The 12,563-nt window shown below is 51.1% G+C and carries 14 protein-coding genes and 1 tRNA gene; 12 read left to right on the top strand and 3 right to left on the bottom strand.

The window, feature by feature from the left end:
* The first annotated feature begins 148 nt into the window (after positions 1-148).
* Genes PsW74_RS12625 through PsW74_RS12615 form a run of 3 tightly spaced genes read left to right on the top strand, consistent with a single transcriptional unit; the run spans position 149 to position 2,968 of the window.
* Complete coding sequence (locus PsW74_RS12625; protein ID WP_063286577.1) at positions 149-982, top strand: bifunctional allantoicase/(S)-ureidoglycine aminohydrolase; 834 nt, start codon at positions 149-151, stop codon at positions 980-982.
* A 6-nt stretch (positions 983-988) separates the two neighbouring features.
* On the top strand, positions 989-1,492 hold the full coding sequence (locus PsW74_RS12620) for an ureidoglycolate lyase (protein WP_063286547.1): 504 nt from the start codon (positions 989-991) through the stop codon (positions 1,490-1,492).
* A 30-nt stretch (positions 1,493-1,522) separates the two neighbouring features.
* Positions 1,523-2,968 carry a nucleobase:cation symporter-2 family protein gene (locus tag PsW74_RS12615; protein ID WP_063286546.1) on the top strand — a complete coding sequence of 482 codons (1,446 nt, stop codon included), beginning with the start codon at positions 1,523-1,525 and terminating at the stop codon, positions 2,966-2,968.
* 43 nt (positions 2,969-3,011) lie between these two features.
* Here PsW74_RS12615 and PsW74_RS12610 read toward each other — a convergent pair whose 3' ends face one another.
* Positions 3,012-4,208 carry a Gfo/Idh/MocA family oxidoreductase gene (locus PsW74_RS12610; protein ID WP_063286545.1) on the bottom strand — a complete coding sequence of 399 codons (1,197 nt, stop codon included), beginning with the start codon at positions 4,206-4,208 and terminating at the stop codon, positions 3,012-3,014.
* A gap of 188 nt (positions 4,209-4,396) precedes the next feature.
* Here PsW74_RS12610 and PsW74_RS12605 point away from each other — a divergent pair, with 188 nt between their 5' ends.
* On the top strand, positions 4,397-5,002 hold the full coding sequence (locus tag PsW74_RS12605) for a class I SAM-dependent methyltransferase (protein WP_208987958.1): 606 nt from the start codon (positions 4,397-4,399) through the stop codon (positions 5,000-5,002).
* An 8-nt stretch (positions 5,003-5,010) separates the two neighbouring features.
* Here PsW74_RS12605 and PsW74_RS12600 read toward each other — a convergent pair.
* A tRNA-Ser gene (locus tag PsW74_RS12600) sits at positions 5,011-5,100 on the bottom strand.
* A gap of 167 nt (positions 5,101-5,267) precedes the next feature.
* A complete protein-coding gene (locus PsW74_RS12595) occupies positions 5,268-7,262 on the bottom strand; it encodes a HAMP domain-containing methyl-accepting chemotaxis protein (protein WP_208981647.1) in 1,995 nt (664 codons plus the stop codon).
* 584 nt (positions 7,263-7,846) lie between these two features.
* On the opposite strand from PsW74_RS12595, the gene rplU reads away from it, so the two are divergent.
* The 8 genes from rplU to PsW74_RS12555 all read left to right on the top strand — a co-directional run bounded on the left by rplU (position 7,847) and on the right by PsW74_RS12555 (position 12,558).
* Positions 7,847-8,422 (top strand): 50S ribosomal protein L21, encoded by a 576-nt coding sequence (gene rplU / locus PsW74_RS12590; RefSeq protein WP_057461735.1) that lies wholly within the window; start codon positions 7,847-7,849, stop codon positions 8,420-8,422.
* Between the two features lie 46 nt (positions 8,423-8,468).
* Positions 8,469-8,738, top strand: coding sequence for a 50S ribosomal protein L27 (rpmA, locus tag PsW74_RS12585; RefSeq protein ID WP_057461576.1), 270 nt, complete (start codon positions 8,469-8,471; stop codon positions 8,736-8,738).
* Positions 8,739-8,894: 156 nt separating this feature from the next.
* Positions 8,895-9,500 (top strand): GNAT family N-acetyltransferase, encoded by a 606-nt coding sequence (locus PsW74_RS12580; protein WP_063286544.1) that lies wholly within the window; start codon positions 8,895-8,897, stop codon positions 9,498-9,500.
* Between the two features lie 234 nt (positions 9,501-9,734).
* Positions 9,735-10,325 carry a GNAT family N-acetyltransferase gene (locus tag PsW74_RS12575; protein WP_082830551.1) on the top strand — a complete coding sequence of 197 codons (591 nt, stop codon included), beginning with the start codon at positions 9,735-9,737 and terminating at the stop codon, positions 10,323-10,325.
* Positions 10,322-10,888: a GNAT family N-acetyltransferase gene (locus PsW74_RS12570; protein WP_063286543.1), complete on the top strand. Its 567-nt coding sequence runs from the start codon at positions 10,322-10,324 to the stop codon at positions 10,886-10,888. The genes PsW74_RS12575 and PsW74_RS12570 overlap by 4 nt, the downstream gene beginning before the upstream one ends.
* On the top strand, positions 10,885-11,451 hold the full coding sequence (locus PsW74_RS12565; protein ID WP_063286542.1) for a GNAT family N-acetyltransferase: 567 nt from the start codon (positions 10,885-10,887) through the stop codon (positions 11,449-11,451). Before PsW74_RS12570 ends, PsW74_RS12565 begins: the two co-directional genes overlap by 4 nt.
* Entirely contained in the window at positions 11,448-12,008 is a 561-nt protein-coding gene (locus tag PsW74_RS12560) for a GNAT family N-acetyltransferase (protein ID WP_063286541.1), read from the top strand. Before PsW74_RS12565 ends, PsW74_RS12560 begins: the two co-directional genes overlap by 4 nt.
* 1 nt (position 12,009) lies before the next feature.
* Positions 12,010-12,558, top strand: a complete 549-nt coding sequence (locus tag PsW74_RS12555) for a GNAT family protein (RefSeq protein WP_063286540.1) — start codon at positions 12,010-12,012, stop codon at positions 12,556-12,558.
* The last annotated feature ends 5 nt before the right edge of the window (positions 12,559-12,563 follow it).

Below are 12,563 nucleotides of genomic sequence, written 5' to 3'. Positions count from 1 at the left end.
AGTGCACCTCCCCGGCAAGGAATTCAACATAATTCGGGTTGCTGCACTTACGCGGACTGGCATTGCGTGAGTGTCGTACAAGGAAGTAAACTTACATATGAGTACCCAAACACTGCCACCCCGCACCTTTGATGCCCCTTCTGAGGGCATGTCGCCTTCTTCTTTCTACGCACCTTCGGGAGGCTTGCCTCCGCAAACGCAAGTCATGACAGACCGGGCAGTGTTTACTAATGCATATGCCGTTATTCCCAAAGGCGTGATGCGGGACATCGTGACCTCAAATCTGCCTTTCTGGGAAAAGACGCGTGCCTGGATTATTGCCCGACCACTCTCTGGGTTTGCTGAGACGTTTTCGCAGTACATCATGGAAGTTCAGCCAGATGGAGGCTCCCTTAAACCTGAACCAGACCCTGAAGCGCAGGGCGTGATGTTCGTTGTGCAAGGTGAAATTACGATCACAATGGGCAATGAGGCTTTCACACTTACCGAAGGTGGCTACGCCTATCTGCCTGCCGGAGCCCGATATGAAGTGCGCAACAATAGCTCTCTAGCTGCCACTTTCCATTGGGTTCGAAAGCGCTATGAGGCTGTCGAAGGCATTGCAAAGCCCGACGCGTTGTTCACTCATGAAAAGAATGCTGTGGTTGCTCCCATGCCAGACACCAATGGAGCCTGGACGACAACGCGCTTTGTAGACCCCAGCGATATGCGCCACGATATGCACGTGAACATCGTGAACTTTGAGCCCGGTGGCTGCATTCCGTTTGCTGAGACCCACGTAATGGAACACGGTTTGTATGTTTTGGAAGGGAAAGCAGTCTACCGACTGAACAACGATTGGGTTGAAGTGGAAGCCGGTGACTTTATGTGGCTGCGCGCTTTTTGTCCGCAAGCTTGCTACGCAGGCGGCCCTGGCCGTTTCCGGTACTTGCTTTACAAAGACGTCAATCGTCATGCCCAACTCGGCTCGTTTCAAAGGTGATCAGATATGGGTAATGAGGTCACAACAGAGCGCACCATACGGATTGAGAAGCTCACCTCTGCGGTATTTATGCCGTTTGGTGAACTGATTGAGACCGGCGGGACATCACCTATCCTAATCAACGAAGGCCGATGTGAGCGTTTTTCTGATCTGGCTGGTGTTGAGTTTATTGGTGGCCGCGCTGGTGTGAGCCTGTTTCAGGCAGAGCTTCACAGCCTGCCGCACACGCTGACGATGTTGGAACGCCATCCATTGGGGTCGCAATGCTTCATTCCAATGAACCAATCAGAATATCTTGTCATAGTCGCCGAAGATGAAGTTGGACGGCCTTCATCACCTCGTGCGTTTATGGCGAGTTCAACCCAGTCCATCAATATCAAACGTAACACATGGCACGGCGTTCTGACTCCCATCAACGGGTCAGGACTGTTCGCTGTTGTCGACCGGATTGGGGACGGAAATAACCTAGAAGAACACTGGCTGAAGGAGGCCTACTTAATAACGGAATAACACTGTGCGTCATTAGTAGGAGGGGACTAAATGACCAGCAATTCCATCGGGACACCAGAACAACTGCGTGATCCGAACTACACACCTGCCTTACATAAGGCGGTACCACTTGGCATTCAGCATGTGCTTGCCATGTTCGTCTCAAACGTTACTCCGGCGATCATTATTGCCGGAGCTGCCGGATTTGGGTTTGGCTCTGATGCAGGGGCGCAGGGCTTCCCGGACATGACATACATGATCCAGATGTCCATGCTGTTTGCCGGAATAGCGACGCTTTTTCAAACAATTGGAATGGGAGCAGTTGGAGCCCGCTTACCGATTGTGCAAGGTACCAGCTTTGCTTTCATCCCCATCATGATCCCACTCGTTGCAGGTAAAGGTGTTGAAGCTTTGCCTGCTCTGTTTGGAGGCGTGCTTATTGGTGGTTTGTTCCATGCCATTCTAGGGATGTTCATTGGCCGCATTCGCTTTGCCTTACCACCGCTGGTGACTGGTCTTGTCGTAACCATGATCGGTCTGGCGCTGGTGAAAGTGGGCATTCAGTATGCTGCTGGTGGTGTGCCTGCTATTAGCAAGCCTGAGTATGGAAGTATGCTCAACTGGTCTGCTGCGCTCATTGTTATTCTCGTCACGCTTGGCTTGAAGTTCTATGCCCGCGGAATCCTAGCAGTATCTGCCGTGGTGATTGGCATCCTTGCAGGATATCTTTACGCGATGATGGTCGGCATGGTGACTGTGGATGGGATTGCTACAAGCATTGGTCGCTCTGCATCTTTCGCCCTGCCGATGCCATTCGCCTATGGTTTTGATTTCAGCCTTGCTGCTGTGGTTGGCTTTTGTCTCATGGCGTTTGTGAGTGCTGTTGAAACTGTTGGCGATGTCTCTGGCATCACCAAAGGCGGTGCAGGACGTGAGGCGACCGACAAGGAGATCCAGGGGGCAACCTACGCTGATGGTTTTGGCACAGCCATAGCCGGTGTTTTTGGTGGTTTGCCGAACACATCCTTCAGCCAGAATGTGGGGCTGATTGCCATGACAGGTGTGATGAGCCGCCACGTGGTGACGATAGGCGCCTTGTTCCTCATCGTGTGCGGACTGATACCCAAGGTTGGAGCGATCATTCGCACAATTCCCATCGAAGTGCTCGGCGGAGGTGTGATCGTTATGTTTGGAATGGTGGTTGCCGCTGGCGTCTCCATGCTCTCCGACGTCAACTGGAACCGCCGAAACATGGTGATCTTCGCGATTGCGTTATCAATCGGCCTTGGTTTGCAGCTTGATCCAAAAGCTGTTCAGTATCTGCCTGACACGCTGCGCATATTGATGACAAGTGGCTTGCTTCCTGCAGCTCTGATCGCGATTGTGCTCAATCTTGTATTGCCAGAAGAGCTTACTGCCGAAGCAACGGAAGAAGTTTCAGGCGGCATGGCCTCACAAGAGGATGCACCACTAAAACCAGCAGGCTCCCAAGCCTAAAGAAACTCCCCTCGCCGTTTTGCTATGGCGAGGGGAGCTTCTCTTATAGTTTCTGCCATGCACCGCCGTTCTGAGAGCTTTTCACGGCTGTTTCAATGAAGTTCAGCCCATCCAACCCATCAGATACAGTCGGAAGCAGTTTGCTGCACTCGGGTTCTGACTGACCTAAAATGCGCGCAGCCAAAACATCAGCAAACTCGTTATAGATTGTTGCGAAGGCTTCCAGATACCCTTCCGGATGACCACCTGGAATGCGAGAGACTGCATTTGCGGCTTCTCTTGCATCGGGGCCGCCGCGTGTGATGCGGTAGCTTGACTTTCCATAGGGTGAGTAAACCAGATGGTTCGGGTCAGCTTGCACCCACTCAACACCGCCTTTGTCTCCATAAACGCGCAGTTTCAGTCCATTTTCGTTACCCGGAGCAACCTGAGACGCCCACAGCATTCCTTTGGCACCATTTTCGTAGCGCAGCAGCATCTGCACATCATCATCCAGTGCTCTGCCCTCTACGAAACTTGTCAGCTCCGCCAAAACTTCCGTTGCTTTCATGCCGGATACGAAGGAGGCAAGGTTGTAGGCGTGCGTACCGATATCTCCGATGCAGCCGCCTGCTCCGGATCGTTTTGGATCAGTACGCCAGCTGGCTTGCTTTTGGCCTGATTGCTCAATCGGCTCAGTCAGCCAGTCTTGCGGGTACTCTACTTGAATCAGACGAATTCTCCCGAGTTCGCCTGCCTCAATCATAGCTTTCGCCTGCCGGACCATTGGGTAGCCGGTGTAATTATGCGTCAACAGGAACAGTTTGCCAGTTTCCTCGACCAGTTGAACAAGCTTTTCGCTTTCTTCACTCGTCGTTGTCATCGGCTTATCGCAGATGACATGGATACCGGCCTCAAGCATCGCGCGAGCTGCCGGATAGTGCATATGGTTAGGCGTCACAATGGCAACTACATCAACCGGATCATCCCGAAGCGGTTCTTTTTCTGCCATTTCTTCGAAGGAGGTATAGGCACGATCAGATGAGATATAGAGTTCTTCAGCTGACGCTTTTGCCCGCGTTGGATCAGAAGAAAGGGCACCAGCAACAAGCTCATAGCGATCATCTAAACGCGAAGCGATGCGGTGAACTGCACCGATGAATGCACCCTGACCGCCGCCGATCATTCCCAGACGCAGCCTACGTCCCAATTTTTTCGGAATATCCAACACTTGTTGTGGCTCAGCAGCTTCGACGGTCATTATGCATTCTCCATATTTCTCAGGCGCAGATATCGGTTAGCGCAACAGCACCACCTGAACCTGTAGGATCATTAAGTCTGAGATCGGTAATTGCAAATGCTCTTTTGCAAAAGTGTTGGTCATTTCAGAGAAACTGTTTCAAAATCCAGGCTGATTTATTACTGACTTAAGGGAGAGTTGAAGGTCTTATGCCGAACTCATCAGAGACCACCCGAGCCTATTACGAGAAGAATGCAGAGAGCTTTATCGAGCGCACACTACATCTGGACATGGAGGAGCACTACCAACGGTTCCTCATGAGAGTACCGCCAGGTGGGCGAGTGCTCGATGCGGGATGTGGGTCCGGGCGTGATGCCTACGCTTTCAAGCAGCTTGGCTTTGAAGTAGACGCCTTCGATGCATCTGCTGAAATGGTGAAATCGGCTAGTAAACTGATCGGTATAGCTGTCCAGCAAAACACATTTCAGGAGTTCAACAGCGAGCAGTTTTACGATGCTATCTGGGCCTATGCCTCTTTGCTTCACGTTCCTTATTCTGAACTTCCTCTCGCACTCACCAATCTCTGCAATGCCCTCAAGAATGGCGGGACCTTGTTTGCTTCTTTCAAATTGGGAGAAGGAGAAGTAAACCGCGATGACGGGCGTCGCTTTTCCATGATGACCGAAGCCCGCTTCAGCAACATCCTGCAGCAGGTCCCGAACCTACAGCTTCGAGATGCCCGCATTACGCTGAGCAACAAGCCCTACAGCCCTCACGAGAAGTGGCTTACGATGATCATTGAAAAAGTAGGCTAAAGAACAAATGGCGGAGAGTGAGGGATTCGAACCCTCGGAACACTTGCGTGCTCAACGGTTTTCGAGACCGCCCCGTTCGACCACTCCGGCAACTCTCCTAATTGATCCTCGTGGTGAGGATTGCGGGACCATATAAAGAAGCTTTCCCTTCGGCAAGCCCTGCGACGGCTATGCCGCAGATAACTCACAGCTCACGCATCACCTGCCAATAAAAAACGCAGTGAGCGAACCCACTGCGTTGAAATGACTGTCCATTTCTGGAGAGTTATGCGGCTTGAACGTTTTCAAGGAAGGCTTTGATCGAGCGGTTAAACTGATCAGCTTCTTCAGAGATGCTGTCTGCCTGATTGTTGATGTCTTCTGCCGTTTTGGTGGAGTTTTCAATAGTGCTGGCAACTTCCCCCATTTCGGACTCACCAATACGAGACTGATCAGAAGCATCGGTCACAGAACGCGCTATTTCGCCGACAGTTACAGACTGCTGTTCTACAGCTGCTGCCACTGCTGAAGAGCTGGTGGATAGCTTCTCCATCATGCTCGTCACTTTTTCGATGGAGCCAACGGCATCAGTAGACACCTGCTGGATCGCATGGATCTGTTGCGAGATTTCTTCCGTTGCTGTGGTGGTCTGGTTTGCCAGATGTTTCACCTCAGAGGCCACAACCGCAAAGCCTTTGCCCATCTCGCCAGCACGCGCTGCCTCGATGGTGGCGTTGAGAGCAAGAAGGTTGGTCTGGTCTGCGATATCCTTGATCAGGCTAACAACTTTTCCAATACGGGATGCAGTTTCAGCCAGCTCCTGAATTGTCTTGGACGTGTTGATGACAAGCCCACCGACTTCATCGGCAACGTCTTTGGAGTTCACTGCTTCAGACGCGACTTCCTTAATGGAAAGAGACATTTCCTCACTGGCAGATGCCACAGTTGCCACTGATGTTGATGCATGGCTGACCGCATCACCTGCTTTGCCAGCTTTATCAGAGACACTTTCGACAGTGACATTCAAAGCGAAGGAGGCTTCATGCAAAGACTGGATCGCGGAGTTAAAGCCATCGCCTGCGGCCGTTGCTGCTTTTTCAAACTCTCGCACCAGGAGAGCAACTTTCTGCTCACGTTCCTGACGACGCTTGTTGTCTTCATCGCGCTCATCGTTCAGCTGATTTCGTTCAATGGCGTTGGCACGGAAAACTTCCAGGATCTTCGCCATTTTCGCGAACTCATCCCGGCCTTTGGTGCCTTCGATATTGATTGAGACATCCCCTTTTGCCAGAACGCCCATGGCCGTATGCAGGTTCGCCAGCGGGCGAGAGATGCGCCATGCAATGTAGCCCGCAATCATCAGGCCGATAATGCCCATGGCGCCAGCTTGCAACAAGAAGCGCTGCATGCTTGCCGCTGATGCCTCATTATGAAGTGCAGTTGCTTCCGCTTCGCCTGCCGCACCAAAATCATTGAGCTGTTGCGCAGCCGGGATCATCTCGTCCAGTTGTTCCAGAGCGAAGACCATCTCCTCCTGAATGTCAGCATTCAGAGTTTCAATCTGCTCCAGCGTCTCTGTGTAGGTTGCCCAGAGCTCGCTCACTACCTGAGATGTTTCTTCTGGCATTTTCGCTGTTTGAATGACCATGCCAAACTGCTCGATGCGGCTTTTGAAGGTACTCTTTTCAATTTCATACCCGTCAACGCCAATGGTCCATTCCATGGCCTGAAGATCTTTTAGCAAACCAGCGACACGATGAGTGTCTTTGCTGACGTTCAGTTTCCGGCGTGCCTTATTAATTTCGAGCTGCATTGTGGAACTAGCCCCCTGAAGGACTGAAATGAGACCTCCATCTGAGCTGGTTCCACGCTCTAGTGTCGCTTCAACCACTGCGCCAAACGTCTCTGAGAACCCGTAGGCATAGCCTTCCAGGTTATCGTAGAGTTCGTCCTCAATGCCTGAAACATTCAGTTCACGTGTTTCTTCTACCAATACAACAACGCGCTCACGAGCATCTGCTGCAATGTCAGATGCCTCTGCTTTTGGATGAAGCAAAAACTCCCCACCAATTGCGCGCATACGATCTACTGCTGCACTAATCGCCTGAGCGTTTTGCATCAGCTGGTTATAGGTCTGCGTATTTTTTTGAAACTCAGCATTCTGGCTGTTCATTTGGGAGAGGGAAATCAACGCCCCACCCAGCACAAGTATCGGCAACAACCCAAGAGCTGTAACTCTAGTTACGACGGAGTATATCCAGGCGAACTTTGGAATGCGCATTTTATGCCCCCCGCACGTATGCGGTTTAATTCATTGGATGATAATGATCGCGAGATTGTCACATACATTCCATATTCGGCGCTCATTTCTCCCCTAAGCACTTGTATGGAACATGCACAAATCTCTTTGCGCTATTGTTGGCTGGCGAAGGTTTATCGATCCTTAAAACAATCATAGAATGAACCTTAAAACGCAGCGGAATAGGTATTTGGACGTAACAATTAGATCGTAGGTATAAATCTGACAGCGCAACCATAGCGCGAATCACTCCGATGCAGGAGCGTTCTTTGACAGTTGAGTATTCGTGACATAAATCTCACCTCTCGTATTTCTAATATAATTGGCGAGATTCTGCGTTGACATTCCAGAATGCCTGCGTATATTCCAGCAGCTCATAAATTGCGGGGAAACCCGTGTTTTCGCGCTGTCCGAGGCAAGACATCGAAACCGCCTTCTGGTTTTTTCCAGAGTTTGCGGTCGATCTCCCCGAAACGGGACGTTCCTAGAGCATAAAGGAAACGGTCGACAAAGTTCGCAGTTTGCTGCGACGCCAAAGGGTGCGCTTAGATAAGAAGGACATGCGCATGTTCGCAGTCATCAAAACAGGCGGTAAACAGTACACTGTTGCTGCTGACGATCTTCTGAAGATCGAAAAAGTTTCTGCCGAAGCTGGTGAAACAGTAACTTTTGACGAAGTTCTCATGGTTGGTTCAGATGCTGAAACCACCATTGGTGCACCAACCGTTGAAGGCGCTTCTGTTGTAGCTGAGGTTGTTGAGCAGGGTCGTGATCGTAAGATCATCATCTTCAAAAAACGTCGTCGTCAGAACTCCCGTCGTCGTAATGGTCACCGTCAGGCTTTCACTACTGTGAAAATCACCGACATCCTGACCAGTGGCGCTAAGCCAGCTAAAAAAGCCGCTGCTCCTAAGAAAGCTGCCGCCGCACCAGCTGCTGAAGGCTCCGACGATCTGAAAAAATTGCAGGGTCTTGGCCCAGCAATTGAGAAAAAGCTGAATGCTGCAGGTATCTCTACCTACGCACAGATCGCAGCTCTTTCTGCTGAAGACATCGCCCGCGTTGAAGAAGAAACTGGCACTAAAGGCCGCTTCGAACGTGATAACTGGGTTGCACAGGCTAAGGAACTCGCAGCGAAGTAATTCGCGCAAGTTTCTGTCCTAGAGATTAAACGAGGAGTACTTCGTTATGGCTCATAAAAAAGCTGGCGGTTCATCCCGCAACGGTCGCGACTCAGCTGGTCGTCGCCTTGGTATCAAGAAATTCGGTGGCGAAGCCGTGATTCCTGGCAACATCATTGCACGTCAGCGTGGCACTAAGTGGCACCCAGGCGCAGGTGTTGGCATTGGTAAAGATCACACCATCTTTGCAACCGTCGAAGGCAAAGTTGCATTCGAAGAAAAACGCAATGGCCGAACATTTATTAATGTGATGCCGGTGGCACTCGCCGCCGAGTAACGCTGACGTGATAATCCAAATCGTCGGCGTCTCATCAGACCCCGACGGATTTGGAAAAATCCGGTTCAGATCGAAAGATCAGAAAAAGGGGAGATGGGACGCCATCTTCCCTTTTTCTTTGTCCAGTGGGATGGGCAGTAGACCGGAGTTAAAACCATGGTAGTTGAATACGAAGAAATCCCAGAAGAAAGCAGTTGCGTTGCGGCCGGGTCGCCGCAGGACACCGCGCGTCTTGTCATCGACCGAGCGCGCAAGGATGATTTGGCTGACATCCTGTTTTTAGCCAACAACCGTCGGATCGCTGAGAAACTGACGAACATGCCGCATCCCTTCACGTATGAAGACGCTAAAGCGCTCGTGAAACGGTGTGATGTGCAGTTGCCATCTCAGGCGACGTTCGCGATCCGCATGAAGAACACTGGCCGTATTATTGGCGCTATCGGTTTCAACCCGCTTGCCGAAGACTTTGGTGCTGTGCACCTGGGTTATTGGGTGGGCGAGCCATTCTGGAACCAGGGATATGCGACAGAAGCTGTTCAGTCTGTTATCGAATTCGCGTTTGCTAACGGCGTTAAGGAGCTCTCCGCTTCTTGTCGCGTGAGCAATCCTGCCTCGCACCGCGTGCTGTCAAAGTGCGGCTTTAAGCAGGACGGAACGACAAAGCTGCATTCTCTCGGCGCTATGGCCGTGGTGGATGCCACACGCTTTACACTGACCCGCAGCCAATGGATCGCGAATACGCGATGGGGCTCTGCTGGTTAAGTGATGCCAGATCAGCAGGTTGCAGTGACAGCAACCTGCTTTCGGCAGCGTGATTGTTGTTTGGCTGTAACGGCTTACCCTCAACCACACAAAACCAGCAGGCTTTTACCTGATCCTGATGCAGTCGCTCTGTCTGCAATCCGGGTCATCAAGGCCATGCTGCGTTTTACCCTCACTTACCTACTCCAACGAACGATTAGAGAAATATGAGTTTGATTTACAAGGCCTTTTACAATGTTGACTACAACTATAGATACCCAAAGACTGAGGCTTCGCCGTTACAAACCTGAGGATCTTGAACCTTATTGGGAGATTGGTCACTCTGACTATGAAATCATTCGCTGGCTGACCGGTGCAAGCTGGCCTGCACAGAGGAGTGAGCTGAATGCAGTGGCAGACTTCGCACTGAACGCTAATCCTCTCACTGACACTTTTCCGTTTGCCATTGAACATAACGGCCTACTTATTGGTGGTGTTGATGTTCAAAAACCCGGTGATCTCAATGAGTTCCCGGAGCTACCAACCATTGGGTACTGGCTTTCCCAGAAAGCTCAGGGTCATGGACTTATGCTTGAAGCATGTGTTGCTGCGCTGCATTGGGGCTTTGCGCGCGATGCCTGTGACACCTTCGCAGCCCGTGTGTTTGCGACGAACTACCCTTCTCAGAAACTACTGAAAAAGCTGGGTTTTGAGCCTGTTGGAGTTTGCATCCGTTACTCCAAATCTCTGCAACAAGACGTTGAGAATATCATCATGCATCTGCCGCGGGATCGGTTTGAGGCGTTGCATGGTGATGCGCATGTGATGATGGGAGCAGCACTATGACCACTTTTCCTCGTTTGAGAACGACCAGCCTGACACTGCGAGAATGGCGAGAAACGGATGCACCTCGCGCGCTAAAACTCTTTCAAAATCAGAATATTACACGCATGCTAACCTCCAAGCCACATCCCTTTACAAAGGCAGATGCCCAGGCCTTTTTGCATAAGGCTATGCCTCACAATTTGAATGAAGTTTTGAATTGGGCAGTCGAGCTTAAAGGAGAAGTGGTTGGTGGTATTGGTGCCGGGCCGCTTGATAAAACACCAGACATGGGTTGGTGGCTTGCTGAAGAACATTGGCAAAAAGGCATTATGTTTGAGGCCGCTAGCGAAGCTTTGCGCTACCTTCTTCTTGAACGCGAACTCCCCAAAATCATTGCGGATGCATTCAACGATAACAAAGGGTCTCAAGCCCTGATGCGCAAGCTTGGTTTTGTTAATACCGGGCAAGGAATGGGGAGCAGTCTAGCTCGTCTGGCTGGCACTTATCCTACAGAAGAGTTCGCCATATCCCCGCTTGATTTCATCGCAGCACAACAGCTCAGAGTGCAGGAGGCAGCACAATGACCACTTTTCCTCGTTTGAGAACAGCCAGTCTGACACTTCGGGAATGGAGAGAGACGGATGCGCCTCGCATTCTTAAACTGCTGCAAAATCAGAATGTTACTCGAATGCTGGCGAGTGCTCCGTATCCTTATACCAAAGCGGATGCTGAGGTCTTTCTGCAAAGGTTTATGCCCAGAGACCTTGGCCATGGAGTGAACTGGGCCGTTGAGCTGCAGGGTGAAGTGGTTGGTGGCGTTGGTGCAGGCCACCTTTCCAGAAAACCTGAACTCGCCTTTTGGCTTGCAGAAGAACATTGGAAAAAAGGCATTATGTATGAGGCAGTTAGTGAGGTTCTTCGCTACCTGCTGCTGGAACGTGAGCTGCCTTCCATCTTTGCCGATGCCTTTAGCGACAATGCGGGATCTCAGGCACTGATCCGAAAACTTGGATTTGTTCATACCGGACAGAATGAGGGACGAAGTCGTGCCCGCCTCGCGGGCAATTATCCGACAGAAGAGTTCCTAATATCCCCGCTTGATTTCATCAGTGCACAGCAGTCCAGAGCGCAGGAGGCAGCGCAATGATTTTTCCGGAATTACAAACCAACCGTTTGATTTTAAGAGCACTTCAGCCGGATGATTATCCTCGGCTGCGGTTCCTGTTCTCTGACTTTGATGTGGCGCGGATGACTGCCAGCTTTCCGCATCCGATCACTAATGAGTGGGCGCATGAGTTTATCACTCGTAGTCATTCTAATGATCTGAATTCGGATGTGGTTTGGGCGATTGATAATGGTACGGGCTTCATCGGGTCCATTGGTGCACACCGGATCGGCAAATCTGCTTCTTTGGGCTATGCGCTTGGAAAATACTACTGGCGGCGGGGTTATATGAGTGAAGCCGTGCAAGCCGTTGTAAACTATCTACAAAATGAGCGTAGCGTTGAAAACGTTGATGCGTGCGTTTTTTTGGAGAATCCTGCGTCATTCCGCGTTCTTATGAAGAACGGCTTCGTTCCAACCTCTGTCTGCACGCATTCCTGCGCTTCCAGAGAGTCCGACGAAATTGAGACCCAAAATTTCGAACTCAAGCTGGCACAGTCTGCTGAGCAACCACAGCTTGCCGTGGCGGGGATAAGATAGAATGGCTTTTCCAGAGCTGAAAACAGACCGTCTTCGATTGCGCATGATTGAAGACGGTGATCTGGATCGCCTTGTCCAGCTGGCGAACTCTTATGCGATTGCGAGCATGCTCTCTGGCATGCCGCATCCGTTTACAGAAGAGACTGGCAGGTTCTACATCCATCGCGGCAAAACCAATGATCCTGCCAGTGTTGTGTTATGGGCCATTGATGATGGAACTGGCCTTGTCGGTTGCATCTGGTCAAAGTTTGAGGATGTAACTGGCTGGACCGGTTATTGGATGGGTGAGCCTTATTGGGGGCGTGGTTACATGAGCGAAGCGCTGCGCACAGTTCTGCGTTTCGGGTTTGAGCAGCGCTTTGTGACGAGCTTTGAGGCTGGTGTGTTTGCCGACAATCCCGCCTCCTCTCACTTATTGGATAAGATGGGCTTCAGCAAAGTGGGCGAAGAAACTATCCCCTCTAAAGGACGCGGTGATATCATGGTTCCACATCTCCGGCTTACATTGCCCAAAGCCGATTTTGTGGACCTCGCAGAAGCGGAAGGTTGAGCGAC

It is taken from the genome of Pseudovibrio sp. W74 (assembly GCF_001623085.1).
In the GTDB taxonomy this organism is placed as follows: Bacteria; Pseudomonadota; Alphaproteobacteria; order Rhizobiales; family Stappiaceae; genus Pseudovibrio.
This window is presented reverse-complemented; position numbering and strand designations above follow the sequence as displayed.